This is a genomic window from Pannonibacter sp. CBAS1226 (genome assembly GCF_055685825.1).
Genome location: NZ_JBVOUO010000002.1, coordinates 353,904 through 380,720 on the forward strand (window position 1 = coordinate 353,904; position 26,817 = coordinate 380,720).

Sequence of the window (26,817 nt, forward strand, 5' to 3'; positions counted from 1 at the left end):
TGGAATTAAGTAGGTATTAATGACAGGAAATTGCATTTTGCAGACCGGTTATGAATTTGTTAACCATGGAGTATTGTAATCACTCCCGGGAGAGGCAGTCAGCAAAGCGCCACCTGCCGCAGATCCAGGAGAGACCAGATGCCCGTTATTTCCTTCGCAAATGCCAAAGGCGGGGCCGGCAAGACGACAGCGGCATTGCTGCTGGCAACGGAAATTGCCGAAAGGGGGATGACCGTCACCATTTTTGACGCGGACCCACAGCGCTGGATCTCCACCTGGTCGGACCTGCCGGGCCGGCCGGCGAATATTTCAGTCCAGAGCCAGCTGACGCCTGCCACCATCACGGAACAGATCATCGAGGCATCTGCCGTCAGTGATTACGTGATCGTTGATCTGGAGGGGACGGAGAATCTGCTCGTCGCCAACGCCCTTTCCGTGTCCGATCTGGTGGTGGTGCCGATCCAGGGCTCGTCCATGGATGCAAGGGGCGGGGCGAAGATCCTGCGTCTCATCACCAAGCTGGAAGAAATCGTCCGTCACGAAATCCGCCATTGCGTCGTGCTGACACGCACCAATGCCGCCGTGACAACGCGCGCGCTCAAGGCGGTGCAGGATCATCTCGCCGTCAGCGGCATCGATGTGCTGATGACCGCGATTGTGGAGCGTGCTGCCTATCGCGACATGTTCGAATTCGGCGGCAGCTTGGCAACGCTTGATCCCAAGCTGGTGACCAATCTCGACAAGGCGCGGGACAATGCTGCCCTGTTTGCAGCTGAGGTGCTGGAACGCATCCAGGCCCGCCAGCAGCGCCGCTGGTACGACTGGTTCCGCAAGGCGTCCTGACCGTTTCCCGATTGCAACGCGACGCCCGGCTGGAACAGCCGGGCCGCTCCGCATATTGGATGCCCTTTGACCGGGATGGCAGAAACCTCATGCCATGCGGCGCGCCACGATGAAGTGGCAGGGCGGACTGACCGGAAAATCGCCTGTTTCCAGGATTGCAAATCCATGTGCCCTGACCCGGTCCTCAAGGTCTTTCCGGGACAGAAAAAGCACATGCGGGGCCTTGCCGGCGAGCTTCATCAGGCCCAGCACCGGCCGGAGCAGACGGTAGGGTGAATCGGACAGACAGACGGTTTTGGAGATGAACAGCCCGCCAGGACGGACCCGCCGGGCAAGCGCTGCCAGAGCTGCATCGAGATTGCGCGACAGGTGCAGGATGTTGAAGGCCATGACTGCATCGAAGGGCCCCTCCGGCAGGCTTTCATCATCGAGTGCGGCAACCTCGAATGTGACGTTGACCGGCGCATCTGGCTCCAGAAGCTTTCGTCTTGCGATCTCGATCATCGCGGCGGAGATATCCGTGCCCAGAATGTGAGCCGTTGATCCCGCAAGGCGCAAGGCGGTCGTTCCGGTGCCGCAGCCAGCTTCCAGAACATCGGAATGAGGCGGCAGGAAACTGCGCGTTCTTTCGAGAGTGTATTCGTAGGACTTTATGTCCTTGATGGGGGAGCGCGCATATTTCTCAGCCGCCCTGTCCCAGAACTTCGCGTCACTGTTCATCTGCTGTCCCTGCGTCTTTGCCGAACTCCTTGGTAGATCCATGCGGGAAAATTTGAAATTGCGGATTCATGTAATCATGATATGCAAAAATGCATGAATTGGCCAAAACTCGCCTTTGACTGGAACCATGCCCGTGCGCTGGCCGCGGTGGCGGATCTCGGCTCCCTTTCGGCTGCGGGCAAGGCGCTTGGACTTACCCAGCCGACTGTCGGACGCCAGATTGCCGCCTTGGAGCAGGAGCTTGGCCTTGTTCTGGTGGAGCGGACGGGGCGCACGCTCGTCCTGACGGAAACGGGCAGGCAGCTCGTGGAAGCGGCCCGGTCGATGGCGGAAGCGGGCCTGCGGCTCAGTCTCGTGGCCTCAGGTCAGGCGCAGGCCGTGGCCGGGCCGGTCAGCATTTCAGCTTCTGACATGTTTGCGCATTATTTGCTGCCGCCGGTCCTGCGCCATCTGCATGCCATTGCGCCCGGCCTGGAAATCGAGCTGATCTGCTCCAACGAAATCAGCGATCTGAAGCGGCGTGAGGCAGATATCGCCGTGCGTCATGTCCGGCCGGAGGGGGGAGACCTGATTGGGCGCCTGTTACGGCACACGGACGCCCATCTGTATGCCGCACGCAGCTTTCTTGATCAGGCCGGACGTCCTGAAACGGCCGCTGATCTGACCGGTCAGCCCTTCGTCGCTTTCGGCAACAAGGCTGAAATGATCAGATATCTGAAGATGTTTGGCATCCAGGCGGCTGAACGGGACCTTCGTTTCAGTTCGGCCAGCGGCACCGCCGCCTGGGAAGCGGTGCGGCATGGGTTCGGCTACGGCTTCATGGCCGTTGACTTCATTCCTTTCGCTCCGGAGGTCGAGGTGGTGCTGCCCGGGGAAATCAGCATCAGCTTTCCGGTCTGGCTGGTCACGCACCGGGAGCTCCACACCAGCCCGCGCATCCGGCTCGTGTTCGACGTCCTGGCAAAGGCACTGTCAGCCCAGCCAGAGCTGCGCTGACAGCTCCCTCAAGCCCCTCCCTGCCAGACCTTGATGGCCTCCAGCGGATAAAGCAGCATGATCACGTTGAGGGTCAGGTTGTCGCGGATGACCCAGAGGGCGATCAGCTCGAAGGCGATGGCGACGGCAACCGTGACCCAGACCGGCATGCGGGCGGCGAACCAGAAGCCGGCGAGCATCCAGAGGATATCGGCGATCGAATTCAGCACGCTGTCGCCGGTGTAGCCCACGGCGATGGTGGCCTCGCGGTAGCGGTCGATGACCCAGGGGCTGTTCTCGACGATCTCCCAGGCCGCTTCGATGACGATGGCAAGCAGTGCCTTTTCGCCCAGCGGACGGGCGCGCATTACGAGCCAGGCCAGTCCAAAGAACAGGAAGCCGTGGATGATGTGCGAAGGGGTGTACCAGTCGGCAATATGCTGGGAGGAGCCGGAGACATCGCTCGCCGGGGTCCAGAACTTGACGTAGCCGCATTCGCAGATGGGAATGCGGCCCATGGCGAGCAGGATTGCGGCGGTGGCGGCCAGAAGAACGAGGCCGGTGATGAAGGAAGCACGTGCGGACAAATGGATCTCCTGTTGAAACTGCCCATATCATCCTTAGCCGCAGGCGCTTGCGCTGGCCAGAGGCGCTGCGTGACGGCTCGGGGCAGGGGGCCGGCAAGCGGCGGGAAAGCCCTATTCTGTGCTGGCATTCTGGCGCTGCTGGCTCTATGACCTTGCGCCAATGACAGACCCTGCCGGCTGAAGCCTGCGGCGCCTGGCGCGTCCGCGCTGCCTTGTTCGCCCACGCTTCGCCTGTGCCCGCCTCTCGCCAAGGAGCCGACCATGACCGCCCCCTATCTGACCCGCCGTACCTTTGCGATCATCTCGCATCCGGACGCCGGCAAGACGACGCTGACGGAAAAGCTGCTGCTTTCGGGCGGCGCCATCCGGGCTGCCGGTCAGGTGCGTGCCCGCGGCGAGCGGCGCCGCGCCCGGTCGGACTGGATGAAGATCGAGCAGGAGCGCGGCATCTCGGTGTCCTCCTCCGTGATGACCTTCGAGCGCGGCGGCATCATCTACAATCTTCTCGACACGCCGGGCCACGAGGACTTCTCGGAAGACACCTACCGCACGCTGACGGCGGTGGATGCGGCCATCATGGTGATCGACGCGGCGAAGGGCATCGAAACCCAGACGCGTAAGCTGTTCGAGGTCTGCCGCCTGCGCGACATTCCGATCATCACCTTCGTCAACAAGATCGACCGTGAAGGCCGCCACGCGCTGGAGATCCTCGACGAGGTGCAGGAGGCGCTGGCGCTGGACGTGTCACCGATGACCTGGCCGGTGGGCATGGGCTCGGATTTCTTCGGCATTTATGACTGGCATCGCAAGACGTTCCAGACTTCGTCCGGCGAACGCGGCGGCCCCTATGCCCGCACGCTGGAGGTCTCCGGTCTGGAAGACCCGGCGCTGACGGACTGGGTGTTTGACCGCATCATGGGCGAATTGACGGAAAATGTGGAACTGGGCGCGGAAGGCTACACTCCGTTCGACCGGGAAAGCTTCCTCGAAGGGCATCTGACGCCGGTGTTCTTCGGCTCGGCCCTGCGCGACTACGGCATCAACGATCTGCTGGATTTCATTGCCGAATATGCGCCAGCCCCCCACTCGCAGGCGGCAACGGGCGGGCGGACAATCAGCCCGGACGAGCCGGATGTGACCGGTTTCGTCTTCAAGGTACAGGCCAACATGGACCCCAAGCACCGCGACCGCATCGCCTTCGTGCGCCTGTGCTCGGGCACCTTCAAGCGCGGCATGCGGCTGAAGCATGTGCGCGCGGGCAAGAGCATTGCCGTTTCGGCGCCGATCCTGTTCTTCGCCGAAGAACGCGAAATTGCCGATGAGGCCTATCCCGGCGACGTGATCGGCGTGCCGAACCACGGCCAGCTGCGGGTGGGCGATACGCTGACGGAGGGCGAGGAAATCCACGTCACCGGCCTGCCGGCCTTCGCGCCGGAGGTGCTGCGCCGCGTGCGCCTGTCCGACACCATGCGCGTCAAGCAGATGCGGCAGGGCCTTTCGGATCTGGCAGAAGAGGGACTGGTGCAGATCTTCAAGCCCGACCTTGGCTCCAACTGGATCGTCGGCGTCGTCGGCATGCTGCAGCTTGACGTGGTGGTGGACCGCCTGAAGAACGAATACAGCACCGAAATCGGCTTCGAGACCGTGCCCTATACGACGGCGCGCTGGATCGAGTGCAATGATCCGGTCAAGTTGCAGAAATTCATCGAGGCCAACCGCATGAGCGTCGCCCTCGACCGTGACGACAAGCCGGTCTTCCTGTTCAAAAGCGGCTGGGAAGTCAATTACGTAGGGGAAAAGAACCCGGATATCGGTTTCCGTGAAACCCGTGAGATTGTGCACAGTGCCTGATTGTTGATCCGTTTGCCGGAACGATTGAATGGCATGGAGAAACTGGCTACCTCTTAGTTGTTTTGACAGGGCTCTGTCTGAATGACTTGAGAGGCTAAGATTGTCGTAACATCTATCCCGCATCATCCCACATGGTTTGGTACGTTCACCACATGCACCAAAGAGGGATTGCGGGATGCGTGTTTCAGGGAAGCTGCTGAGTATTTTCTCCGCAATGGCTGCAGTCGTTGTTGTGACGGGCGTACTGACTTTCATACAAAGTGCCAGACTGGCCGATGAGGGCCTCCACGTCGGAGAGAGGCTGGCGCCGCTCGCTGACGCTGCGATGGAAATCAAGCTGACGGCTACCCGCGCCCATCTGGTCTTCGAAGAAATCATGACCGGGGACGAGGGCGAGGACATCAACGAAGTCTGGGGCCTTCTGAAGGAAGCGCGCTTCTTCGCCGGGGCCATCCTGAATGGCGGCACCAATGATGAGGGCAGGTTCTTTCCCACGGAATCGGCGGAAGTGCGCCGGGTGATGCAGGGTGTTCTGAAAGAACTCGATACCTTTGAGGGTGTCGCCCGCGAGCGTTACAGGAATGTGGGCACCGACATAGCCGGCAGCACGGCTGACGAAACGTTTGACAAGGCGTTCGACATGCTGATCGCCGAGGCCGATGTGGCGGAAGAGCTGATCAAGGAAGAGATGGCCGAAGGCATTGCTGGTCTGCGTGCCACCGCCAGCGTTGTGGCGCTGGTGCAGATGATCTCGATTGGCGCGACCCTTGTTGCGGCCATTGGCGGCTGGCTGTTCCTGCGCTCGCGCATCGCGGTGCGGGCGGATGAACTGGCGGCAACCGCCGGTGCCCTGTCGCGAGGGGAACTGTCCCACCGGCTGCCGGAATGGTCCAGCGCGGATGAACTGGGCGATCTGCGCGATGCTCTTGCCGGATTCCGCCAGTCGCTGATCGAGCAGGCTGAGCTTGCCGAGACCGTGCGCAGGCGTGAGGACGAGGCGCAGGCCGAGAAGGCCGAACTCATGCGCCGCCTTGCCGAGGACTTCCGCGCCACGACAGGCAGCTACTTCGATGCCCTGCAGAATGCGGCGGTGGAACTCGGGCGTGATGTTTCGGCGATGGACGCGACCGCGCGCCAGAGCAGCGGCATGGTGAGTGCCGCCGCCGACGCCGCGCTGCAGGCATCCGCCAATGTGGAAACGGTCGCCGCGGCCTCCGAGGAACTGTCTGCCTCGATCGGTGAAATCACCCGGCAGGTGACGACCACGGCACAGGTGGTGGATGATGCCTCCCGTCAGGCGGAGGCTACGAACCAGAAGGTGACCAGCCTTGCAGTCGCGGCCGACAAGATCGGCCAGGTGGTGACGCTGATCCAAGAGATCGCCGCCCAGACCAACCTTCTGGCACTCAACGCCACCATCGAGGCGGCGCGGGCCGGCGAGATGGGCAAGGGCTTTGCGGTTGTGGCATCCGAGGTGAAGCAGCTTGCCTCCCAGACGGCCAAGGCCACGGACGAGATCTCCAGCCAGATTTCGGCCATTCAGGCCTCGACGGATGACGCGGTGCTGGCGATTGAGAAGATCACCGAGATCATGCGCACCATTGATGAACATGCCGAATCCGTCAGCCGCTCCGTCGAGCAGCAGGGGCAGGCGACAGCGGAAATTGCCTCCAACGCACAGGTCACCTCCGCCCGCACCTCCGAAGTTACCGGCAACATGGAGCAGATGCGCAGCGCGGTGGCGCAGACGAATGAGACTGCGGCCCGGCTCATGACTTCCTCGCATGCGGTGGGCAGCCAGACGGATGCCCTGCGCCGTGCGGTGGATGACTTCGTGCGCAGGCTTGCTGCTGCATGATCTGCCTGCAGGCGGCGCAAGGCGGCTTTGACCTTGCCCGCTGCGGCTTGTATGAGTGCGGATGAACCGGCCGGGCGGCAGTGCAGAACTGCCGCCCGCCTGCATTGAAAGCGCCGCCATGTCCGATCCTGTCCTTGAAACGCTCCTCCTTCCCTTTCTGAACGGCACGCTGGACCTGCCCAAAGCGCGGGGCAGCATCCTGTTTCTGCGTGCCCGCGCGGGCGCGGACCTGAAGGAGCTGCCCGAGGGCGCGCTGGTGCCGGTGCAGAGCTTTGCGCCCGACCGGGATGCGCTGGCCGCACTGGGCCACACGGTGCTGCATCAGGCGGAGGGCGAGGGCTATCCGCTGGTGCTGGTGCTGCCGCCGCGCCAGAAGCAGGAAGCCCGTGCCCTGCTGGCCGATGCCGTGCGCCGCACAGCGCCGGGCGGGCTGATCGTGGTCTGTGCCACCAATGCGGAGGGCGGCAAGGCGCTGGAAGGCGATCTCGAAAGCCTTGCCGGACTGGACGGCAAACTCTCCAAGGCCAAGTGCCGCGTTGCCTGGACCATCAAGGACGAGGCCCGCGTCAACGGCGCGCTGGTGGCCGAATGGGTGGAACTGGATGCGGTGCGCCCGATCCTTGACGGGCAGTTCCTCAGCCGTCCGGGTGTTTTCGCCTGGGATCACATTGATGCCGCTTCCGCGCTGCTGGCGGCCAATCTGCCGTCGAGCCTCTCCGGCGAAGGCGCGGATCTGGGGGCGGGCTTCGGCTATCTCTCCACCGAGGTTCTCAAGCGCTGTGCCAAGGTGACCGGGCTCGACCTTTACGAGGCCGAACAGCGGGCGCTGGATCTGGCGCGGGAGAATGTGACGCCACTGGCCACCGGCCGCCGTCTCGGTTTCCACTGGGTGGACGTGACCAAGGGGCTGAACAAGACCTATGACTTCATCGTCACCAATCCGCCGTTCCACCAGACCGGCAAGGCCGGACGGACGGATATCGGCCAGGGTTTCGTGCGGGCGGCTGCGCGGTCCCTGAAGCCGGGCGGGCATCTGTGGCTCGTCGCCAACCGGCATCTTCCCTACGAGGGCGTCATCAATGAAGTCTTTGCCGAGGCGATCATGGTGGCGGACGAGGGCGGCTACAAGGTGATCCACGCACGCAAGGCGCGCGGCCGATGAGACTGGTCAAGCTTCTCGCCAACCTCGGCTACGGCACCCGCAAGGAAGTGCAGATCGCCATTCGCAACGGCTGGGTGACCGACCGGGCCGGGCAGCGGCTCAAGGCCGATTCCAAAACCGCTCATGAGGACATCCTGTTTGATGATGAGCCTCTGGATCCGCCGCAGGGCATGATCCTTCTGCTCAACAAGCCGGTGGGCTACACCTGCTCGACCAAGGATCAGGGGCGCCTTGTCTATGACCTGCTGCCGGACCGGTTCCGCTACCGCAAGCCGGTGCTGTCCACCGTTGGCCGCCTCGACCGCGAGACAACCGGCGCGCTGCTCTTCACCGATGACGGCACCTTGCTGCACAAGATCATCTCGCCCAAGGCCGAGGTGCCGAAGGTCTATGAGGCAGAGCTGGACAGGCCCTTGCAGGGCAATGAGGCTGAACTTTTTGCCTCCGGCACGATGATGCTGGAGAGCGAGGACAAGCCGCTGAAGCCTGCCGAACTGGAAGTCCTGACCCCGCAAAAGGTGCGGCTGACGCTGCATGAGGGCCGTTACCACCAGGTCCGCCGCATGTTCGCCGCCACCGGCAACCACGTGAACACCCTCTCCCGCATCCGCATCGGCAATTTGCCGCTGGACGGCGTCGAAGAAGGCAAGTGGCGCCTGCTGGATGCCACTGACGTGGACAAGGTGTTCGGAACGGTTTGAGGGACGTGCGGCAGAACAGATCTGCCTGCCGCACCCTTAAAGGGGCCCCGTTCCGTCAGCTTTCGGGTGCGCTTGGCTTCTGCCGCGCAGCCACCGGCCGGTGTGAGGCATCCACTGCGACCATGACGAACTGCCCTTTCGCGGCCAGTTGCCTCTTTCCCGTCAGCAGGCCTTCGGACCACAGATCCACCTCGACATGAATCGAGGACCGTCCGACGGAAGCTATCCGCGCCACAGCCTCCACGATTGCCCCGAGGGCAACGGGATGGTGGAAGTCGATCTGCCTTGTTGCTGCCAGCACTGTGAGCCTGCCGCTGAGCCGCGAGGCGGTGATGAAGGCTGCCTTGGTCATGAAGGCAAGGGCGTGGCCTCCGAACAGGGCACCATTGCCATTGACCTGATCTGCAAAGACAATGTCCGCCATGCACAGTTCGTCAGGCCTGGCAGGGGCAGCCTCTTCCGTCAGGGGCGGAAGGCTCCAGCCGGCAGTCTTTCCTTCACCGGGCATGGCAACCATGTGGAACACACCCGCCGTGCAGAGATGACGTTCGCCGCCCAGAATGGTCTGGGCAGCCATCTTCACTTCCACAGTCAGCGACCGGCGCCGCACCTCACGGATGGAAGCGTCAAAGGAGACGATCTCGCCCACATGCGCGGGCTTGCGAAAATCCACATTTTCGCAGGAGGCCGTGACGAAAGGCACACGGCCGTGACGGCTGGCTGCGATGAAGGCGATCCGGTCCATATAGGCCAGACCGGCACCGCCGAAGAGTGTGCCATGGTGGTTGGTGTCGCCCGGAAAGACGATCTCCAGCAGAGTGGCGATCGGGGCTGGCGCGTGCGCCAGTCCTTCCTGCGGTAAAATGGCTGTGGCCGTCATGCTGCGTCTCCGCCTTGTGTGCGGGCATTTGCGGCACGGCGCAGGGCACGGGCTGCCTCAACCATGTTGATCAGGGCCGGGCGCACCTCATCCCACTTGCGCGTCTTCAGCCCGCAATCCGGATTGACCCAGAGCTGGCCGTCGCGCAACCGCTGGTGCGCGAGGGTCAGAAGGGTTTCGATCTCGCCGATGCCGGGAATGCGGGGCGAGTGAATGTCATAGATGCCGGGACCGATCTCATTCGGGTAGCCCTGTGATGTCAGGGCATCCAGCAGTTCCATCCGCGAGCGGGAGGCCTCGATGGAGATGACATCCGCATCCATGGCGATGATGGCGGGAAGGATGCCATTGAACTCCGAGTAGCACATATGGGTATGGATCTGGGTCGAATCGCCCGTCTCGCTGCAGCAGATGCGGAAGCAGCGGATGGCCCAGTCGAGATAGTGATCCCAGTCCCTGCGGCGCAGCGGCAGGCCTTCCCGCAGGGCGGCCTCGTCGATCTGGATCATCGAGGCACCCGCCGTCTCAAGGTCCGACACTTCATCCCGGATGGCCAGGGCGATCTGCCGGCAGACCGTTTCGCGTGGCAGGTCGTCGCGCACGAAGGACCAGTTCAGAATGGTCACCGGACCGGTCAGCATGCCTTTGACCGGCTTGCCTGTCTGGGACTGGGCGAAGCGCCACCAGTCCACCGTCATGGGAGCGGGCCGGGAGACATCGCCATAGATGATGGGCGGGCGCACGCAGCGGGAGCCATAGCTCTGCACCCAGGCATTACGGGTGAAGGCAAAGCCCTTCAGCTGCTCGCCGAAATACTGCACCATATCGTTGCGCTCGAACTCGCCATGAACCAGCACATCAAGGCCGATTTCCTCCTGCCAGCGGATGGCTGCGGCGGTCTCGCGCTTGAGGAAGGCTGTGTAATCCTCATCCGTCAGCTTGCCGCGCCCATTCAGGGCGCGGGCCTTTCGTACATCTGCCGTCTGCGGGAACGAACCGATCGTGGTGGTTGGAAAGAGCGGTAGCGGATTGCGGGTGCGCTGCAGCACCTGCCGCAAGGCAAAAGGCGCACCGCGTAGATGCTGCCCCGTGCCGAGGGCCTGCACTCTTGCCTGCACGGATGGGTCGCTGACCCTGTGGGACCTGCTGCGCGTTGCAAGGGCTGCAGCCGCCGTGTCAAAGGCCGCCTGCGTGCCGCCGTTAAGCTGGCTGCTGCCGCTGGCCCGGGCTGCGAGAGCATTCCGCAAGGCTGCAAGCTCGCCCAGCTTCTGCGTGGCAAAGGCGAGCCAGGATGCAAGCTCCTGATCGAGGTCCGTTTCAAGCGCGAGATCCACCGGCACATGCAGCAGGGAGCAGGATGGTGCGATTTCGATGCCGCCTGGCCAGGTGGCTGCCGTGCTGATGCGGTCGAGGCATCGGGCGAGATCCGCACGCCACACATTGCGCCCGTCGATGATGCCCAGTGACAGGCGCAAATGCTCCGGCGCATTGGCCAGCAAGGGGGCAAGGGTCTGCGGTGCGCGGACAAGATCCACATGCAGTCCGGCAACGGGCAGGGAAAGGGCCGTTTCGAGGTTGTCCTCAAGTCCGCCGAAATAGGTGGCCAGCATCAGAGAGAGGCCGGGAACCTCTGCGGCGAAGTACCGGTACGCCTGCACCAGCGCTTCCTTCTCGATGGTGGAAAGGCTGGTCACAAGGCAGGGCTCATCCATCTGCACCCAGTCTGCGCCTGCCGCCTTCAGCTCCTTGAGGATCTGGCCATAGACCGGCAGCAGCTTATCCAGCAGCGCGAGAGAGGCTGATCCGTCCCGCGTCTTGGCAAGCGTCAGGAAGGTCACCGGCCCCAGAATGACGGGCCGGGTATGAATTCCCAGAGCGGCGGCTTCCCGGAAATGCTCCAGCGGCTTGTTGCCGGTCAGGCTGAATGTTTGCCCTGCGTGCAGTTCCGGCACCAGATAATGGTAATTGGTGTCGAACCATTTGGTCATTTCCAGCGCAGGCTTTGTCTCTGCCCCATCAGGAGACTGGCCGTTGCAGTTGCAGAGGTGGCTGCCAGTGCCGGCAGAGCCTCTGGCAAGGGCGAAGAGGGTGGCAATGGAGACCGGTCCGCCGGTCCAGCCATAGCCATCCGGGATTGCCCCGGTCATCACCGCCAGATCAAGGACATGGTCGTAGAGCGAGAAATCGTTGGACGGGATGATGTTTATTCCCGCCTCCCGCTGATGCTGCCAGTGGGCCGCGCGCAAGGCGCGGGCCTTGGCCTGCAGGGTGGCCTCGTCAGATTTGCCTGACCAGAAGTCTTCCAGAGCAAACTTGAGTTCGCGCTGTCTGCCAATTCTCGGAAAACCGAGGTTTGCGGTCTGCATGCTCATTTCCTTACCCCGAAGGTTGCGGGCAAGGTATGGGCATGACGCAAGACAGCCTGAGCACGCGCATGCGTGTGCCGGGCGGAACAGGCGCACACCGGGACACCCCGCCCGAGAACGTTATCTACCGTGGCAGGTCTCCTGGCTTGCAGGTCATCACGGCCATCCGTCTTCCCGGGGCGTCTTCCCCAGTGACATGGTGAATGGCTGCTCGCTGCTTACAGTTGCGGGGGCAGCTCCGGCATGGGCGCATCTCTGCACCGCACCGGATTCCCTCTTAGCTCCGGATCATTGATCCGCAGAACCACGATGAAGGCAGTGTTGCCGCAATATTTGCGCATGTCAATGATATAAAGATATCTTTATATCGAACTCATCAGAGCGGCAGCGTCACCGTGGCGGTGAGGCCGCCTTCGGAGCGGTTGGTGAGGGTGATGGTGCCGCCGTGGGCGTGGATGAGGGAACGGGCGATGGCAAGGCCGAGGCCGATGCCGCCCGTTTCGCCGCTGCGGGATGTCTCCAGCCGGACGAAGGGCTCGAACACATCGCCCATCCGGTCTTCCGGAATGCCGGGGCCGTCATCTTCCACGCGGATGATGACTTCACGCTGGCCCGTCTCCAGCGAAATGCGGGCCACGCCGCCGTAGCGGACGGCGTTTTCGATCAGGTTGCGCAGGGCACGCTTCAGCGCCATCGGGCGGCAGGGCAGGGTGACAGGCGCTGTCTCCGCATCTGTCCCGGGTGCCATCAGGCGCACATCGTGGCCCATGTCGGACTGGTCACCTGCAAGGCTTTCCAGAACGGCGACAAGGTCCACGGCTTCACGCGGCTCGCTGACGGCTTCGTCCCGGGCGAAAGCGAGAGTGGCTTCCGTCATTGCGGCCATTTCATCCAGCGTGGCGATCATCTTCTCCCGGTTCTCGTCATCGTCGATGAACTCGGCCCTGAGGCGCAGGGAGGTGATGGGGGTGCGCAGGTCGTGGCTGATGGCGGCCAGCATGCGCGTGCGGTCTGCCACGAAGCGGCTCAGCCGGTTCTGCATGGCGTTGAAGGCGGAGATGGTGCTGCGCAATTCGCGCGGGCCTGCCTCCGGCACCGGCGGCACGTCTTCGCCCCGGCCCAGCCGGTCTGCCGCATCGGCCAGCTGGCGCAGAGGGCGGGAGACCTGCCGGATGGTGAAGGCAACGATGGCGATGATGGCCAGCGCCATCAGGCCCATCTGCAGGACCAGCGTGTAGAAGGCGCCGGGTGGCGGCGGGCGCTGGCTGGTCACCACGTTCAGCCATTGCCCATCGGCGAGAGGCACGGAAAACTCGATCGCAATCAGCCGGTGGCGCTGCCGCTCCTCGCGGCGGCGCTCCCGCTCCTCCAGCTTTTCAAGATTGGTATCGCCTGCCTCTTCGCGCTTCTTCCGTTCTTCGCGCGGCGGCCTGCTGGAGCCTCTTTCAGCGCCTCTTTCCGGGCCTTTGCCCGCTGCGCTGAGCGAGGCACGGATGCCGGGGTCCTGTCCGAGCTCGTCGGCCAGTGCTGCGGCAAGCCGCCGCTCCGCGCCGGACTGAGGCACGTTGGCCACCGAGGGCTTCTGGTCCAGCCAGAAGCGGGTGATGGCAGAGCTGGTGGCCTGCAGCAGCTGGGTGCGGGTCGCTTCGCCGGAGGTCTCCAGCAGCGGCACCAGAGAGGCGGTGCGGACAATCACCCCGTCGCCGATCGCCTCATAGACCGCAAGCCGCCGCTCCCCGGCAAAGAGCCAGATGGAAACCGCCTGACTGCCGATGAGGGCGATCAGGAGCAGCGCGATGAGCTGGCCGCCAAGGCTGCGCGGCCACAGGCGCCGGAGAAAGGCGGCGGATTTGCGGAAGAAGGCGGGCGCGGTCATGCGTCAAGCTCCTCCACGGCAGCGGTGAACATGTAGCCGCCGCCCCAGACGGTCTTGATGATGCGCGGCTCCTTCGGGTCCTCCTCGATCTTGCGGCGCAGGCGGCTGACCTGATTGTCGATCGACCGGTCGAAGACACCGGGCGTGCGCCCGCTCGTCAGGTCCATCAGCTGGTCACGGGTCAGCACCATGCGCGGCCGCTTGAGGAAGGCGAGCAGCAGCTGGAATTCGCCGCTGGACAGCGCGATGGGCGCACCTTGCGGGTCAAAGAGCTCACGCCGCGCCGTATCCACGGTGAAGCCTTCAAAGACGAGGCGCTCCTGCGTGATCGGATCGCGGGGCTTGGGCACGCTGGCGGTGCGGCGCAGGACGGCCTTGATGCGGGCCAGCAGCTCGCGCGGGTTGAAAGGCTTGGTGACATAATCATCCGCGCCGATCTCCAGGCCGATGATCCGGTCGGTGTCCTCCGCCATGGCGGTGAGCAGGATGATGGGCGGGCCATCTGAATCAACCAGGCTGCGGCAGAGGCTGAGACCATCTTCACCGGGCATCATCACATCCAGCACGACCAGATCGATGACGGCCGCCTTCAGCGCCTTGCGGGCAGAAGCTGCACTTTCGGCAGCGGTGGCCCGGTAGCCGTTCTTCACCAGATAGCGGGCCAGCGTTTCCCGGATATCACGGTGGTCGTCGACCACAAGAATATGGGGGCTTGGGTCACTCATCACGCTGATTCCGGTTCACTGTTCTCTGCCGGCGGGCTGATGCCGCCGTCCTTCATCTTCTAGGTAGCGCCATTTTCCGCGCCGGGGCAGGGGAAAGTGTAACAGTCTGTCGCAGGAGGCCAGACCTGTCACAGGTCACGACACTTGGGCCTCCTGCCCGCCCTAATCCGGCGCGGATCCTTCGCCTATGTTCAGGTCATCGCAGGACGGCACGGCGGTTTCGCCAAAGACCGCCAGGCACAGACCGCAAGGTACGCCTTGCCGCTGCAGACATCCGGATAGGCCGGAAAAGGAGAAGATTGATGACCGCACTCAAGACCATCGCCATTGGCACGCTTGCTGCCGCGCTTGCCACCTCTGTGGCCGGGATCGCGCTGGCTGACAGCTTCGGGCCCAAAGGCTGGGGCGGCATGGACCGCGAAGGCGGCCGCCACGGCGGACGGATGATCGAAATGTTCGATCAGAACAAGGACGGCGCCGTCACCCAGGATGAAGTGAACGCCGTTGTCGCGGAGCGCTTCGCAGCCGCTGACGCCGACAAGGACGGGCGCGTCACTCTGGAAGAATTCAAGGCTTACCGCTTTGCTCAAATGCAGCCGATGAAGGTGCGTGCCTTCCAGCGGCTGGACCGCGATGGCGACGGCAAGGTCACCCGCGCCGAGTTCGACCGGATCTCTGACCGCATGTTCGCCCGGCTCGACCGGGATGGTGACGGGGAACTGAAGGCGATGCCGGTGCCGCCGCGCGGCCCTGAAGGCCGTGGTGCCGAGGCACGTGGCCCTGGTGGCAAGGGTCCGGAAGGTAAGGGACCGGAAGGCAGGGGCCCTGAAGGGAAGGATCGTGAGGGCTGGAAGATGGGCCATGGCCCCCAGGGTCCGCATGGCCGTCACGGCATGATGATGATGGAGATGTTCGAGCGCTTCGATGTGAACGGCGACGGCACGGTGACACGCGCTGAATTCGACGAGGTGCGCGGCCAGCTCTTTGCCCTTGCTGACACGGGCAATGCCGGCAGCTTCGACCTGCAGGGCTTTGATGCGCTGTTCGCCAGCATGGCCGAGCCGCGCCTGGTGCGTATGTTCCAGCGGCTCGACACGGACGGCGACCTTGCCATCACCGCCGAAGAAAACGCGGCACGGACTGCTGATCTTGTGGCCCGCATGGACCGTAACGGAGATGGTGTGCTGACCAAGGCCGACTTCCGCAAGGGTGGCAAGGAAGGCCGCAAGGGCCCGCATGGTGAGCGCCACGGTGATCGCCAAGGTGGCGACAAGGGCAAGGGCCCGCAGGGCCGCCAGGGCTGATCTGCAGGCGCAAACCTGAACAGAATCAGATCTGTCCGTCAAAAGCCGCCAAGCTTCGCCCCCCGAACGGCGGGCAGATCTCAGCCGAAGGGCCGCCCCAGTGCGGCCCTTCGTGCTTATGAAGAAAAGCATCTGATTGCTGCTGGGACGGCATGCCGTTGCCCCATCTGCGGCCGCTGCGCGGCGGGCTTCTGCGCGCGATGTTTGCACGTCTAAAAAAGTGGCGAAAATCCGGCGTTTACCTTGTCTTTTCCAGGCTTCCGGCTTCACGAAAAAAATCTGCGCCTCATTCAAAAAATCCCTTGAACATGACAGCGAATGAGCGCAAATAACCCTTGCCCAAATTCGCACGTGCCCGTGGTCGTCCATGAATTCCAGTGGCAGTCAGACAAGCCCCACTACGACTCTTGGGGTCTGACAAAACCGGACGGCTTAAAGCAACGACGTAAGAGGGCTTTTTTGGTCTCTGCCGGGTTTCCACATCCCGGGGTTACTGAAGAGGCACTTGTTACTTCATTGCCGGCCGTGCGGAGCGATCCCCGTTCCAAGCCAAGGCATCCCATAAAGGGACAGTGTGCAGCCCCCGCTGTGCGCTCGACCGATCGTCACCTCTTGCCGAGCCTCCCTGTCCATACCGGAGGGCTCCGCGGCGAGCGGACGGACGACCTCGCGCCAAGACTTGATGAACGGGAGAACCCCGATGACCGATCGCATCCGTGAATTCCTCCGCCAGCGCACCGAAGATGGTCCTTGCGTTGTTGTCGACCTTGACGTTGTGCGGTCGAACTACGAGGCCTTTGCCCGTTCGCTGCCCGACACCTCCGTCTTCTATGCGGTAAAGGCTAACCCGGCCCCCGAGATCCTCAGCCTGCTGGCTGAACTCGGCTCTTCCTTCGATTGCGCCTCCGTCGGCGAAATCGAAATGGCTCTGGCCGCCGGTGCCAGCGCCGACCGCATTTCCTATGGCAACACCATCAAGAAGGAGCGCGACATCGCCCGCGCCTTTGAGCTGGGCGTGCGCCTCTATGCCGTCGACTGCGAAGCCGAAGTCGAGAAGATCGTCCGTGCCGCACCGGGCGTGCGCGTGTTCTGCCGCATCCTGTGCGATGGCGCAGGTGCCGAATGGCCGCTGTCGCGCAAGTTCGGCTGCGCTCCGGAAATGGCTCCGGACGTGCTGGAAGCTGCGCACCGCGGCGGCCTCACCGCCTATGGTGTCTCCTTCCACGTCGGCTCGCAGCAGGCAAACCTGGGTGCATGGGACAGCGCGCTGGCAACGGCTGCCGGTGTGTTCCGTGAATGCGCCACCCGCGGCATCCCGCTGAAGATGGTCAACATGGGCGGTGGCTTCCCGGCCCGTTACCTCAAGGATGTCCCGGGCGTTCCGGCCTATGGCAATGCCATTTTCCAGGCTCTGACCGATCACTTCGGCAACAACCTGCCGCAGACGATCATCGAGCCGGGCCGTGGCATGGTGGGCGATGCCGGCCTGATCGAAGCGGAAGTCGTGCTGATTTCCCGCAAGTCGGCTGACGACACCGTGCGCTGGGTCTATCTGGACATCGGCAAGTTCCATGGCCTCGCCGAGACCATGGACGAGGCGATCCGTTACCCGATCCGCACGCCGAAGGATGGCGATGCCACCGCGCCCTGCGTGCTGGCTGGCCCGACCTGCGACAGCGTGGACGTTCTTTACGAAAAGACGCCCTACGAGCTGCCGGTCTCCCTGTCGATCGGTGACAAGGTGCTGATCGAGTCCTGCGGTGCCTATACGACGACCTATTCCACGGTCGGCTTCAACGGCTTCGCCGCTCTCGCATCCTACGTGATCTGAAGGATCAGGTGAGATGATCGAAATCCTGGACGAGGCGCCGGAGCACACCGGCGCCCGCGAGCTGCTGCTCGACCGGGCGTTTGGTCCGGACCGGCATCAGAAAACCTCCGAACGCCTGCGCGAAGGCCGCGTGCCCGCCATCGCCCTGACCGCGCTGGATGACCTTGGTGTGCTCGTGGGCACCCTGCGCCTGTGGCATGTCACGGCCGAAGGCGGCCAGGGCTTGCTGCTGCTCGGACCGCTTGCGGTGGAGGCCACCTGCCGCAGCGAAGGGCTTGGCGCGCGTCTGATGCGTGCCGCGCTCAATCAGGCCGCCATTGCCGGCTTTGGCGGCGTCATGCTGGTGGGCGATCATGCCTATTATGCAAGGTTCGGCTTTTCGCCGGACCTGACGCTTGGCCTTGATCTGCCGGGACCGGTGGAGCGTCAGCGCTTCCTCGGCCTCGAGCTGAAGGAAGGCGCACTCGCCGGAGCCTGTGGCCTCGTCGAGGCAAGCGGTGCGGAAGATCCGGTCTATGCGCAGATGATGCCTTTCACCGGACTGCGCAGCGTCACCTCCCGCGCGGCCTGAACCAAATGCATGAGCCCTGTGCCTGCGATGGCGCAGGGCTCATGCAACTGCGATGATCTGCCGGATTTCGTCCAGAATCGGAACCGGGATTGACAGACCTTCGGCGGTGGCTTTCTGCCGGGCAGCGAGGCGGCGGGAGCCGGGCAGGCGTGCGCCGTCTTCAGCCGCCACCGTATCCAGCAGGGTATCCATTCTTTCGCCAAACAGGCCGCCGGACACCAGCTCCGGGTCAATGGCAATGATCGTCTGGCCGAGATTGAGCACCGGCCCCTCGGACGTGAACAGGCTGGGTGCCTCAAAGGCCAGGCTGGCGCCCACCATGGCGGCGGACATCACTTCCACCATCATCGCCAATGCCGCGCCCTTGGCCTCGCCGATCGGGATCATGGTTCCGGCCATGGCTGCGCTGGCATCGGTCGTCGGATTGCCGTCGGGATCAAGCGCCCAGCCTTCGGGAATGGATTTGCCTGCCTTTTCCGCTGCCATGATCTTGCCCTTGGCGACGCGCGAGACAGCCAGATCGATGATAAGCGGCGCGCGGCCCTTGTCTGCGGGGGCAGCGAAGGCAATCGGGTTGGTGCCGAACAGCGGTGTCCGTCCGCCCCAGGGCGCGATGGATTTCGGCGCGTTGCCATAGACGAAGGCTGCCAGCCCATGTTCTGCCAGCTTTTCGCAATGCGCCCCGGCCTGGCCGAAGTGATGCGAGCGGCGCACGGCCGCCATGGCGATGCCCAGCTTGTGCGCACGCTCCGGCAGATGCTGGATGACCATGTCAAAGGCGGGATAGGCAAAGCCGTCGCAGGCATCCACCCTGAAGAGGGCCGGCGTCACATCCTCCAGCTTCGGCACCGCATGTCCGTTCACCTTGCCGCTGCGCGCTTGCCCTGCATAGGAGGGAACCCGCGACAGGCCGTGCCCGCTCTGGCCATCTGCCTCTGCGGCCACCAGCGCCTGCGCAACGCTTTCAGCCACATCCGGTGCCGTATTGCTGGCCACAAGGGCTGCAACGGCCAGTTCATGAGCTTCGGCAAGGGTAAGTGTCTCGGTGGCGGACATGGCGGGCTCGCGGCAGGGTGTCTGATATGTCTGCCTAGCATGCCGGAGCTCATCCGGACAAACGTGGCGTCAGGTTTCCTCCCCCGGCAGCGACAGCCTCACCACCGTTACCGGCTGGGTCTTGCCCTTGACGGTCTGCTCGCCGAGCGGTGTGACGACGGGGCGGGCGGAGCCTTGCTGTGCGGCAAGGGCGCCGGCTACCTCGGCGGAGGCAAGGATGATGGCTTCCGCGCCGGGCTCTGCCGTGTGGCCGAGCCTCTCCAGTCTTGCGGCGATGTTCACCGTATCCCCAATGACCGTGTAGTTCACCCGGCCCGGTGCGCCGATGTCCCCGACGATCAGGGGCCCCACATGAAGGCCTGCCCGGATGCGCACGGGGGCAAGGCCTTGTTCGCGCCTGACGGCATTGTCGGCCTTGAGCGCCCGTTCGATATCGAGTGCTGCGGCTGCAGCAGCTGCCGCGGGATTGTCCATGTGATCGGGCGCGCCCCAGAAGGCCATGACGCTGTCGCCGATATATTTGTCGATGGTGCCGCCGTGGCGCTCGACGACGCTGCCGATGAGCGTGAGGTGGTGATTGACGAAATCCGCCGTCTCCCGTGCGTCCATGCCTTCACAGATGCTGGTAAAGCCCACCACATCGGTGAAGAGCACGGCCACCTGGCGTTCCTGCGGAGCGGCGCTGCCGCTGCCTTCACGCAGCAGCTTGAGAACGAGGCTGCGCGGCACGTAGCGCACGAAGGCGGTCAGCGCCGTCGTCATGGCGTTGAAGCCGCTGGCCAGATCCTTCAGTTCCTCGATGCGGCTGGAGGGCAGGGGCTTCAGCCCGGCAATATCCAGCCGCGCGATGGCCCGCGCGCCTGCCGCTGCCCGGCGGATGGGCTGGGCGATGCGGTAGGCCATGACGGCGCTGCCCGCAAGGGCTGCGGCCAGAATGGCCAGGGCAATGAGAATGGAGACGTAAAGCTCCTCCAGCGGCTGTTCCAGAACGGAGGCAGGCATGATCGCCCCGGTGATGACTGGCAGCTCGCCGAATTTCGTCGCCGTGCGCTCCAGCACCACATAGTAGCGGCCATGCTCCTCCGTCTCGCCCTCAAACATGGCATGGGCTTCATTGAGGTCGAACCGGAGCGGATCAACGGGCTTGAGGCTGGCAAGGCGGGCGAGCAGCGGGTCGGGCGCGTCCTCTATGTCCACAAGGTCATTTTCTTCGGACAGGGTGGCATCCAGCGGGTCGAGATCCGGGTGGGCGAGAATGTCGGCCTCTCCGTAAAGAAGAAACACCTTCAAAGTCTCGTCAGACAGGGTTTGCGCAATGCGGGACAGGCCGGAGGAGGGGATGGAGACGGCGGTGTAGCCCAGATAGGTGCCTTCCCGCCTGACCGGAACCACGTAGGAGAGCAGCGTTTCCTGGCGCTGCGCATCGTAGTCCGGCGGCAGCCAGAAGGGGACATCTGCGGTCTCCGCCTCTGTGAGGCGGGTTGTCAGCGCCGCATCCTCCGTGTGCGGGATCCGGCGCAGCATCATGCCGCCGCCGGGCATCTGGCCGACTTCCAGCGCATCGCCCTGCGCTGCACGGGCAACGGTGATGCGGGTGCCCTCCGGCGCGGCGGCCAGCCCGCCAAAGGCAAGGCGCGCCACATCCTCATCCAGCGCGATGGGCGAGGCGCCGCGCGCGAAGGCGGCGGCTATGAACCCTGCCTGATTGCGCAGGACGTTGATCTTGCTTTCGAATTTCTGCTCATAGGCATCCATGCCAAGATCGACGAGCCGGCTGCCGAGCCCGGCCACGATCCGCCGGGAGGCCGTGCTTTCCACATAGAGGACGGAAGCGGTGGTGAGAAAGACGAAGGTGCCGATCACGGTGGCGAGCGTGGGCGTGAGGCGCAGGGTAAAGGGCATGGGCTGTCGCTGGCCTTGTCGTTTCATCCGGCGGCAGGGCTGATCCGCACAGATTCGCTGAAGGCTCATCCTAACCCGCATTGGCGGCCTCTGTCCGTTTGCCCCGGAAAGTGGCAAGACAGCACAAAGAAAAACCCCGCCGGGCGAACCGGCGGGGGCAAAACCATCGCGTCAGGGCAGCAACAGATCAGTTGCAGACTTCCTGATGGCCGACGACAACATACTGGCCGATATAGCCATCCCAGCGCTGCACCGGGCTCAGGTAGCAGCGGACCGGCGGGGGCGGCGGCGGCGCGTAATAGACCGGACCACCATAGACGACCGGCGGCGGGGGCGGCGGGGCGTAATAGGCCGGAGGAGCGTCGATATAGTCCGGGCCGCTGTTGGCCATGGCCGTTCCCAAAAGGGCGCCAGCGGCAAGGCCGACGACAGCACCAGCTGCCAGCGCGCCGTTGCGCCCATCCCGCGCTTCGGCAGAGCCCGTGGCGGCGCCCAGCGTCAGCGCACCGGCCATCACCAGCGCCAGCGCGGTGGCGCCGGCTTTGCGGGCTAGAGCCGCGAAATTCATGTTCGATACAGTCATCATGACTTCGTCTCCGAAGGAACCGGCCCCACCGCCTCGCGCCCATTCTCAAGAGGGCGAAACAGGGGCTCCGGACCAAGCTCAAATTATCTGAACCCGGATCGCGGCGAAGTGATGGCAATCACAGAGGGCAGGAATCCTTCCCCGCAGACGGCCGCCTCAATGGCAGTGATAGGGTTTAGCGCGCCATCGCGGTTCCCGGCCTCCGGGGCATTGCGGGCGCCCGTGCGGCAGCGCCCTCAGCATTTGCTGCTTGGTCCGGAAAGCACTATATTGCAGGCATCAGGAGATCGAAGATGCTGTTGAAGAAGTTCGATGAGAACAAGAAAGCCCTGATGCAGATCGGCCGGGAAGCGATCGCCGAGAGCCGCCGTTTGGGGCTGCCAGTCTCTGCCAAGGATCTCGAGAATGAGGCCAAGGATTGTGCAGAACACGATAAGGAAGAACGCACTCCTGCGGCCATAAGGCGGTAAAGCTTGCCGCAGCCTTCCTGTATCATCCTCGGCGGCCCGAATGGTTCGGGTAAAACATCAGCGTTTGCAAAGCTGAATCTGGATGGTGTTTGGGTTAATGCCGACGAAATTGCACGTGCGCTGCCCGGCTCCGGCGGCGGCAAGTCAAGAGAACGCCGGGCATCCGAGATTGTGCTGCGCCAGCTTTCGGAGTTGGTGGGTGCACGTCAGCCGTTTGTCTTCGAGGCAACGCTTAGCAGCCGGCATTCCATCAATCTGATGTCACGTGCCAAGGCGGCCGGGTTCCTGGTTGGCCTCTATTACGTTGCTCTGGATGATGTTGAGACGAATATTGAGCGCGTGCGGCAGCGTGTACTCAAGGGCGGTCATGACATCCCCGAGACTGTCATCCGTGAGCGCTACAAGCGATCACTCGACAATCTGGCGGAAGCTCTAAGGTTGGCTGACGAAGTCCTTTTGATCGACAACAGCGCGATCCAGCCTCATGAGGTGATCCGGATCAGCTCCGGGGAGGTCAAGGCATCCGCCATCGATGAGGGTAAGGAACTGCATCGTCTGTTTTCGGCCAAAGTCTGCGAGGCCTATGCTCTGGTGCACCTCGACGGTGGCTTCAAAACCACCGGCCCAATCCGTCCTGTCCAGAATTCCCCCACTCACGACGCTGAACCGGATGCTGAAGAGTAGATTACGGGAATTGCTCCGGCCGGTACCTGTCAGCGCCTGCCCTTCTTTCGCGCTTGGCGGGGGGCGGGGTGGGGGGTAAAGGTGAGGGGAAGTGGCAGGGGGTGAGTCTTCTGCCGCAACAAGAGGCCTGTGCGGATGTGTCCGCCGGGCCTGATGCTTTGGACGGGGCAGGAGGTGCTTTTCCATGAAGCCGACAAACCTGGTGTTCACCGGGCTTGAGACCACGATTTTCGAGACCATGTCCCGCCTTGCCAACGAGCATGGGGCGGTCAATCTCGGCCAGGGCTTTCCGGATGTGGACGGTCCGGAGGATGTGCGGCGCGTGGCCGCCGAGGCTTTCATTTCCGGCCCCAACCAGTATCCGCCCATGCTGGGCCTGCCGGAACTGCGGCAGGCGGTGGCGGACAGCGCCAGCCGCTTCTACGGTCTCGACGTGGACTGGAAGAGCGAGGTCATGGTCACCTCCGGCGCGACGGAAGCGCTTGCGGACTGCCTGCTGGCACTGATGGAGCCGGGCGACGAGGTGATCCTGATCGAGCCGCTTTATGATTGCTATCTGCCGATGGTGCGGCGCACGGGCGGCATTCCGGTGCGCGTGCGGGTGACACCGCCGACCTGGAGCCTCGACCTTGAAGCGCTGGAAAAGGCCTTCACCGAGAACACCAAGGCCATCCTCATCAACAATCCGATGAACCCGGCCGGCAAGGTGTTCACCGAGGCGGAACTGGCCCGCATTGCCGAGCTTTGCGTGGAGCATGACGTCTTCGCCATCTGCGACGAGGTCTATGAGCACCTGCTGTTCGACGGGGTGAAGCACCGCCCGCTGATGAGCTTTCCGGGCATGCGCGAGCGCACGGTGCGGATCGGCTCTGCCGGCAAGACCTTCTCCTTCACCGGCTGGAAGGTGGGCTATGTCACGGGCGCGGCCAAGCTGCTCGACCCCATCGCCAAGGCGCATCAATATGTCACCTTCACCACGCCGCCGGGGCTGCAGAAGGCCGTGGCCTATGGGCTGCAGAAGGATGACAGCTATTTCACCGGCCTTGCCGCCGAACTGCAGGCCAAGCGCGACTTCTTTGCCGCTGGTCTGTCCGAACTCGGTTTTGGCGTTCTGTCCTGCGAGGGAACGTATTTTCTCACCTGTGACGTGGCACCGCTGGGCATCAAGGGCACGGATGTGGACATCTGCCGCCGCATGGTGACGGAAGCGGGCGTTGCGGCAGTGCCGGTGTCTGCCTTCTACATCACTGACGCGCCGCCCAATTATGTTCGTTTCTGCTTCTGCAAGCGTGATGAGGTGCTGAGCGAGGCGCTGGACAGGCTGCGGGCCTGGCTGATGCCGATGAAGGCTGCGAGCAACGGCTGACAGGCCGCAAACGGAAATCCTTGAGGAGACTGGCAAACATGAGCAATCCCGTCCTTGTGGAAGTGACACGCGGGCAGATGACCGAGAGCCGCCACCGGGGCGCGATTGCCATCTTCGATGCCAATGGTGATCCGGTGCTGCGGATTGGCGACACGGGCGCCCGGGTCTTTCCGCGCTCGGCCATCAAGGCGCTGCAGGCGCTGCCGCTGATTGAATCGGGTGCCGCCGATGCGCTGGGCTATGAGGCGCCGGAACTGGCGCTGGCCTGCTCCTCCCACAACGGCGAGGAGCGGCATGTGAATGCCGCCCGCGTCATGCTGATCAAGGCGGGGCTGGATGAGGATGCCCTTGAATGCGGCGTTCAGTGGCCTTCCCGGCTGGAGGATATTGCCAGCCTCGCGCGCGCTGATGAAACCCCTTGCGCCCTGCACAACAACTGCTCGGGCAAGCATGCCGGTTTCCTCGGTCTTGCCAAGGCGATGGGGCTGAAGACGAAGGGCTATGTGGAATCGGACCACCCGGTGCAGCAGGAAATCCGCCTCGTGCTGGAATCCCTCACTGGCGACAGCCTGACGGCGGATGTCTGCGGTACCGACGGCTGCTCCATCCCCACCTATGCCAGCCCGCTGGACGGCTTTGCCCGCGCCTTTGCGGCCTTCGGCACCGGTGAAGGGCTTGAGCCGAAGCGGGCGGAGGCGGCGCAGCGGCTGCTGAAGGCTTGTGTTGAAAATCCCTTCATGGTGGCTGGCACCGGCCGCTTCTGCACCCGTGCCATGGAAGGCCTGCGCCAGCGCGTCTTCGTCAAGACCGGGGCGGAGGGCGTGTTCTGTGCCGCGATCCCCGAACTGGGGCTTGGCATCGCGCTGAAATGCGATGACGGCGCGTCGCGGGCCTCGGAAGTGATGATGGCTGCCGTGCTGGAGGCCTTCCTGGATCTTAATGACGACGAAGCCCGCCTGCTGGCGGACCTGCGCCAGCCGGTGCTGAAAAGCCGGAATAATGCAGAGGTGGGGCTGATCCGCCCCGCGCAGGACTTCCTGACGGACCTGCGCCGCGCCGCCAGCGTCAGTGCCTGACGGCGGGCCGGATGCCACCGGACAGTTGCCCGGCTTCAGTCGAATTCCAGCGTCCAGTGGACGGGGAAAGGCGTTGCCTTGCCGCCCGCTGTGGTGTCCACCGTGCCGGCAGGCCCCGGCGCACGGCGCAGGTTCTGCTTTTGCAGCAGCGGCATGGCAACGGCAGGAATGGCCACCTGATTGATGTGGGCGCCGAAGCAGGTGTGCATGCCATAGCCCCAGAGGATGTAGCTGCTCCAGGGCCGCCCGGGGCGGAAGTCCTCGGGTGCCTCCATCAGGAACCGGTCGAACATGGCGGAAAGATTGGCCGCCATCACCATTGCGCCCTCCTTCACCTTGACCGACCGCAGCGTGCCGCGTGCAATGCGGGTATCCCGGTTGGCCCGCCGGTAGATGACCGGATTGACCGGGTTGAAGCGCAGCGCCTCGAACATGCATTGCGCCACCAGCGTCTCGTCTCCGGCGCGGGCGGCGCCTTGCGCGCGGGCGAGGTCTGAGGGCCGGTCCAGCAGCACATCCAGCGCCTGAACGGCCGCCTTGCTGATGGTCGGAATGCAGCCGATGAGCATGCCGAAGAGATTGTTGCGGATCTCCACGTCGCTCATGCCCGGCATGCCTGCGGCCTGCATGGTCAGGCAGCGGCTGATGACATCCTCCCCGGCAAAGCCCTGCGGGTCACCTGCAGCGGCAGCCTTGCGGGCCGCGATGACCTGATCAATGTAGTCACAGCAGGCTTTTCCTGCGGCAAGCGCCTGCTGCTCAACCTGTTTGTCCCCTGCCAGATCGATGAAAAGGTACCAGAACATGATGGTGGTCCAGGCGGTCATCGTCTCCCGGTCCGGTCCCGGCAAACCGAGATAGCGGGCGGCGATGGCCCAGGACACCAGCAGGGACAGATCCTGCGGCACGTCAATGCGCCTGACAGCGGAATCCACGGCGGCTTGCGCCGTCTGATGTGCCAGCGGCTGGACGAGCCCGGGAATATCCTCCCGCCGTATGGCGAGGCGCATGTTGGAGACATCCCGGGTGTAGTCCGGCGTGTCCTGCATGCCGAGGAAAAAGTTGCCGCCGCCTGTCAGCGCCCGCATCTTCGGTTCGTAGACGACGCCGAAATCGCTCTCCCTGTCCAGCACCTCGCGCACATCGGCATTGCGGGTGACGAAGACGGTGCCGGTGTTGTCGTAGGCCGTCACCACCTTTTTCGAAATGGCCAGATTGGGCAGGAAGGCCCGGGCGATGGCCATGACGGCGCGCAGGTTCGCAGGTTGCGTCAGCGCTGACAGGCCGCCCCGGATGAGCGCCACGGCCAGCCGGACAATGGCCGCCAGTGCGTCCCACAGCATGGCGAGGCGGACCAGAACCGCCTTGATCAGATTGCCGATGACTGCCATGCCCGTTTGTCTCCCTCGTTCTGTTCCGGTGCGGTT

General features: G+C 63.8%; 23 protein-coding genes and 1 riboswitch. Of the genes, 13 read left to right on the forward strand and 10 right to left on the reverse strand.

From position 1 onward, the window contains the following. Positions 1-138: 138 nt before the first annotated feature. Positions 139-843 (forward strand): ParA family protein, encoded by a 705-nt coding sequence (locus tag AC0CMF_RS08670; protein WP_050470982.1) that lies wholly within the window; start codon positions 139-141, stop codon positions 841-843. A gap of 87 nt (positions 844-930) precedes the next feature. Here AC0CMF_RS08670 and AC0CMF_RS08675 read toward each other — a convergent pair whose 3' ends face one another. Next, positions 931-1,563 carry a class I SAM-dependent methyltransferase gene (locus AC0CMF_RS08675; RefSeq protein ID WP_374628549.1) on the reverse strand — a complete coding sequence of 211 codons (633 nt, stop codon included), beginning with the start codon at positions 1,561-1,563 and terminating at the stop codon, positions 931-933. Between the two features lie 93 nt (positions 1,564-1,656). On the opposite strand from AC0CMF_RS08675, the gene AC0CMF_RS08680 reads away from it, so the two are divergent. After that, complete coding sequence (locus AC0CMF_RS08680; protein WP_050470984.1) at positions 1,657-2,559, forward strand: LysR family transcriptional regulator; 903 nt, start codon at positions 1,657-1,659, stop codon at positions 2,557-2,559. Between the two features lie 8 nt (positions 2,560-2,567). Here AC0CMF_RS08680 and AC0CMF_RS08685 read toward each other — a convergent pair whose 3' ends face one another. After that, complete coding sequence (locus AC0CMF_RS08685) at positions 2,568-3,125, reverse strand: DUF2585 domain-containing protein (protein ID WP_050470985.1); 558 nt, start codon at positions 3,123-3,125, stop codon at positions 2,568-2,570. Between the two features lie 261 nt (positions 3,126-3,386). Here AC0CMF_RS08685 and AC0CMF_RS08690 point away from each other — a divergent pair, with 261 nt between their 5' ends. The 4 genes from AC0CMF_RS08690 to AC0CMF_RS08705 all read left to right on the forward strand — a co-directional run bounded on the left by AC0CMF_RS08690 (position 3,387) and on the right by AC0CMF_RS08705 (position 8,697). Continuing rightward, entirely contained in the window at positions 3,387-4,976 is a 1,590-nt protein-coding gene (locus tag AC0CMF_RS08690) for a peptide chain release factor 3 (RefSeq protein ID WP_123193783.1), read from the forward strand. A 214-nt stretch (positions 4,977-5,190) separates the two neighbouring features. Then, positions 5,191-6,834 (forward strand): methyl-accepting chemotaxis protein, encoded by a 1,644-nt coding sequence (locus AC0CMF_RS08695; protein WP_374628551.1) that lies wholly within the window; start codon positions 5,191-5,193, stop codon positions 6,832-6,834. Between the two features lie 118 nt (positions 6,835-6,952). Further along, entirely contained in the window at positions 6,953-7,996 is a 1,044-nt protein-coding gene (locus AC0CMF_RS08700) for a class I SAM-dependent methyltransferase (RefSeq protein WP_374628552.1), read from the forward strand. Continuing rightward, positions 7,993-8,697 (forward strand): pseudouridine synthase, encoded by a 705-nt coding sequence (locus tag AC0CMF_RS08705; protein ID WP_374628553.1) that lies wholly within the window; start codon positions 7,993-7,995, stop codon positions 8,695-8,697. Before AC0CMF_RS08700 ends, AC0CMF_RS08705 begins: the two co-directional genes overlap by 4 nt. 55 nt (positions 8,698-8,752) lie before the next feature. Here AC0CMF_RS08705 and AC0CMF_RS08710 read toward each other — a convergent pair whose 3' ends face one another. The 4 genes from AC0CMF_RS08710 to AC0CMF_RS08725 form a co-directional block, all read right to left on the reverse strand. Then, positions 8,753-9,577 carry an acyl-CoA thioesterase gene (locus tag AC0CMF_RS08710; protein ID WP_374628554.1) on the reverse strand — a complete coding sequence of 275 codons (825 nt, stop codon included), beginning with the start codon at positions 9,575-9,577 and terminating at the stop codon, positions 8,753-8,755. Further along, positions 9,574-11,949, reverse strand: coding sequence for a 5-methyltetrahydropteroyltriglutamate--homocysteine S-methyltransferase (metE, locus tag AC0CMF_RS08715; RefSeq protein WP_374628555.1), 2,376 nt, complete (start codon positions 11,947-11,949; stop codon positions 9,574-9,576). The genes AC0CMF_RS08710 and metE overlap by 4 nt, the downstream gene beginning before the upstream one ends. 108 nt (positions 11,950-12,057) lie before the next feature. Then, positions 12,058-12,267, reverse strand: a riboswitch (cobalamin riboswitch). Between the two features lie 52 nt (positions 12,268-12,319). Then, positions 12,320-13,819 carry an ATP-binding protein gene (locus tag AC0CMF_RS08720; protein WP_374628556.1) on the reverse strand — a complete coding sequence of 500 codons (1,500 nt, stop codon included), beginning with the start codon at positions 13,817-13,819 and terminating at the stop codon, positions 12,320-12,322. Then, positions 13,816-14,544 (reverse strand): response regulator, encoded by a 729-nt coding sequence (locus tag AC0CMF_RS08725; protein WP_374628558.1) that lies wholly within the window; start codon positions 14,542-14,544, stop codon positions 13,816-13,818. Before AC0CMF_RS08725 ends, AC0CMF_RS08720 begins: the two co-directional genes overlap by 4 nt. A 302-nt stretch (positions 14,545-14,846) precedes the next feature. Here AC0CMF_RS08725 and AC0CMF_RS08730 point away from each other — a divergent pair, with 302 nt between their 5' ends. From AC0CMF_RS08730 to AC0CMF_RS08740, 3 genes are all read left to right on the forward strand, one after another. Beyond that, positions 14,847-15,848 carry an EF-hand domain-containing protein gene (locus AC0CMF_RS08730; RefSeq protein WP_374628559.1) on the forward strand — a complete coding sequence of 334 codons (1,002 nt, stop codon included), beginning with the start codon at positions 14,847-14,849 and terminating at the stop codon, positions 15,846-15,848. A gap of 700 nt (positions 15,849-16,548) precedes the next feature. Beyond that, the gene (locus AC0CMF_RS08735) at positions 16,549-17,679 is read left to right on the forward strand and encodes a type III PLP-dependent enzyme (protein ID WP_058900455.1); all 1,131 of its coding nucleotides are present in this window, start codon (positions 16,549-16,551) and stop codon (positions 17,677-17,679) included. Between the two features lie 13 nt (positions 17,680-17,692). Then, on the forward strand, positions 17,693-18,250 hold the full coding sequence (locus AC0CMF_RS08740; RefSeq protein WP_122519565.1) for a GNAT family N-acetyltransferase: 558 nt from the start codon (positions 17,693-17,695) through the stop codon (positions 18,248-18,250). Between the two features lie 39 nt (positions 18,251-18,289). On the opposite strand, the gene AC0CMF_RS08745 is transcribed toward AC0CMF_RS08740, so the two are convergent. The 3 genes from AC0CMF_RS08745 to AC0CMF_RS08755 all read right to left on the reverse strand — a co-directional run bounded on the left by AC0CMF_RS08745 (position 18,290) and on the right by AC0CMF_RS08755 (position 21,794). Then, positions 18,290-19,306: an Ldh family oxidoreductase gene (locus AC0CMF_RS08745; protein ID WP_374628561.1), complete on the reverse strand. Its 1,017-nt coding sequence runs from the start codon at positions 19,304-19,306 to the stop codon at positions 18,290-18,292. A 69-nt stretch (positions 19,307-19,375) separates the two neighbouring features. Continuing rightward, a complete protein-coding gene (locus tag AC0CMF_RS08750; RefSeq protein WP_186392520.1) occupies positions 19,376-21,208 on the reverse strand; it encodes an adenylate/guanylate cyclase domain-containing protein in 1,833 nt (610 codons plus the stop codon). 187 nt (positions 21,209-21,395) lie between these two features. Next, on the reverse strand, positions 21,396-21,794 hold the full coding sequence (locus AC0CMF_RS08755) for a hypothetical protein (protein WP_186392607.1): 399 nt from the start codon (positions 21,792-21,794) through the stop codon (positions 21,396-21,398). Between the two features lie 293 nt (positions 21,795-22,087). On the opposite strand from AC0CMF_RS08755, the gene AC0CMF_RS08760 reads away from it, so the two are divergent. The 4 genes from AC0CMF_RS08760 to AC0CMF_RS08775 all read left to right on the forward strand — a co-directional run bounded on the left by AC0CMF_RS08760 (position 22,088) and on the right by AC0CMF_RS08775 (position 25,390). Beyond that, positions 22,088-22,264: a hypothetical protein gene (locus AC0CMF_RS08760; protein WP_163001219.1), complete on the forward strand. Its 177-nt coding sequence runs from the start codon at positions 22,088-22,090 to the stop codon at positions 22,262-22,264. A 3-nt stretch (positions 22,265-22,267) separates the two neighbouring features. Beyond that, positions 22,268-22,948 (forward strand): AAA family ATPase, encoded by a 681-nt coding sequence (locus tag AC0CMF_RS08765; protein ID WP_374628563.1) that lies wholly within the window; start codon positions 22,268-22,270, stop codon positions 22,946-22,948. A 184-nt stretch (positions 22,949-23,132) separates the two neighbouring features. Beyond that, on the forward strand, positions 23,133-24,314 hold the full coding sequence (locus tag AC0CMF_RS08770) for an aminotransferase (protein ID WP_374628564.1): 1,182 nt from the start codon (positions 23,133-23,135) through the stop codon (positions 24,312-24,314). Positions 24,315-24,352: 38 nt separating this feature from the next. Further along, positions 24,353-25,390 carry an asparaginase gene (locus AC0CMF_RS08775; RefSeq protein WP_374628565.1) on the forward strand — a complete coding sequence of 346 codons (1,038 nt, stop codon included), beginning with the start codon at positions 24,353-24,355 and terminating at the stop codon, positions 25,388-25,390. Positions 25,391-25,425: 35 nt separating this feature from the next. Here AC0CMF_RS08775 and AC0CMF_RS08780 read toward each other — a convergent pair whose 3' ends face one another. Next, the gene (locus AC0CMF_RS08780; RefSeq protein ID WP_374628566.1) at positions 25,426-26,781 is read right to left on the reverse strand and encodes a cytochrome P450; all 1,356 of its coding nucleotides are present in this window, start codon (positions 26,779-26,781) and stop codon (positions 25,426-25,428) included. Positions 26,782-26,817: the final 36 nt, after the last annotated feature.

What these genes read in the sequence shown, in the direction of transcription:
- AC0CMF_RS08670 (WP_050470982.1), top strand. Translation starts at nt 139, where the DNA reads ATGCCCGTTATTTCCTTCGCAAATGCCAAAGGCGGGGCCGGCAAGACG.
- AC0CMF_RS08675 (WP_374628549.1), bottom strand. Translation starts at nt 1,563, where the DNA reads ATGAACAGTGACGCGAAGTTCTGGGACAGGGCGGCTGAGAAATATGCG.
- AC0CMF_RS08680 (WP_050470984.1), top strand. Translation starts at nt 1,657, where the DNA reads ATGAATTGGCCAAAACTCGCCTTTGACTGGAACCATGCCCGTGCGCTG.
- AC0CMF_RS08690 (WP_123193783.1), top strand. Translation starts at nt 3,387, where the DNA reads ATGACCGCCCCCTATCTGACCCGCCGTACCTTTGCGATCATCTCGCAT.
- AC0CMF_RS08695 (WP_374628551.1), top strand. Translation starts at nt 5,191, where the DNA reads ATGGCTGCAGTCGTTGTTGTGACGGGCGTACTGACTTTCATACAAAGT.
- AC0CMF_RS08700 (WP_374628552.1), top strand. Translation starts at nt 6,953, where the DNA reads ATGTCCGATCCTGTCCTTGAAACGCTCCTCCTTCCCTTTCTGAACGGC.
- AC0CMF_RS08705 (WP_374628553.1), top strand. Translation starts at nt 7,993, where the DNA reads ATGAGACTGGTCAAGCTTCTCGCCAACCTCGGCTACGGCACCCGCAAG.
- AC0CMF_RS08710 (WP_374628554.1), bottom strand. Translation starts at nt 9,577, where the DNA reads ATGACGGCCACAGCCATTTTACCGCAGGAAGGACTGGCGCACGCGCCA.
- metE (WP_374628555.1), bottom strand. Translation starts at nt 11,949, where the DNA reads ATGAGCATGCAGACCGCAAACCTCGGTTTTCCGAGAATTGGCAGACAG.
- AC0CMF_RS08720 (WP_374628556.1), bottom strand. Translation starts at nt 13,819, where the DNA reads ATGACCGCGCCCGCCTTCTTCCGCAAATCCGCCGCCTTTCTCCGGCGC.
- AC0CMF_RS08725 (WP_374628558.1), bottom strand. Translation starts at nt 14,544, where the DNA reads ATGAGTGACCCAAGCCCCCATATTCTTGTGGTCGACGACCACCGTGAT.
- AC0CMF_RS08730 (WP_374628559.1), top strand. Translation starts at nt 14,847, where the DNA reads ATGACCGCACTCAAGACCATCGCCATTGGCACGCTTGCTGCCGCGCTT.
- AC0CMF_RS08735 (WP_058900455.1), top strand. Translation starts at nt 16,549, where the DNA reads ATGACCGATCGCATCCGTGAATTCCTCCGCCAGCGCACCGAAGATGGT.
- AC0CMF_RS08740 (WP_122519565.1), top strand. Translation starts at nt 17,693, where the DNA reads ATGATCGAAATCCTGGACGAGGCGCCGGAGCACACCGGCGCCCGCGAG.
- AC0CMF_RS08745 (WP_374628561.1), bottom strand. Translation starts at nt 19,306, where the DNA reads ATGTCCGCCACCGAGACACTTACCCTTGCCGAAGCTCATGAACTGGCC.
- AC0CMF_RS08750 (WP_186392520.1), bottom strand. Translation starts at nt 21,208, where the DNA reads ATGCCCTTTACCCTGCGCCTCACGCCCACGCTCGCCACCGTGATCGGC.
- AC0CMF_RS08755 (WP_186392607.1), bottom strand. Translation starts at nt 21,794, where the DNA reads ATGATGACTGTATCGAACATGAATTTCGCGGCTCTAGCCCGCAAAGCC.
- AC0CMF_RS08760 (WP_163001219.1), top strand. Translation starts at nt 22,088, where the DNA reads ATGCTGTTGAAGAAGTTCGATGAGAACAAGAAAGCCCTGATGCAGATC.
- AC0CMF_RS08770 (WP_374628564.1), top strand. Translation starts at nt 23,133, where the DNA reads ATGAAGCCGACAAACCTGGTGTTCACCGGGCTTGAGACCACGATTTTC.
- AC0CMF_RS08775 (WP_374628565.1), top strand. Translation starts at nt 24,353, where the DNA reads ATGAGCAATCCCGTCCTTGTGGAAGTGACACGCGGGCAGATGACCGAG.
- AC0CMF_RS08780 (WP_374628566.1), bottom strand. Translation starts at nt 26,781, where the DNA reads ATGGCAGTCATCGGCAATCTGATCAAGGCGGTTCTGGTCCGCCTCGCC.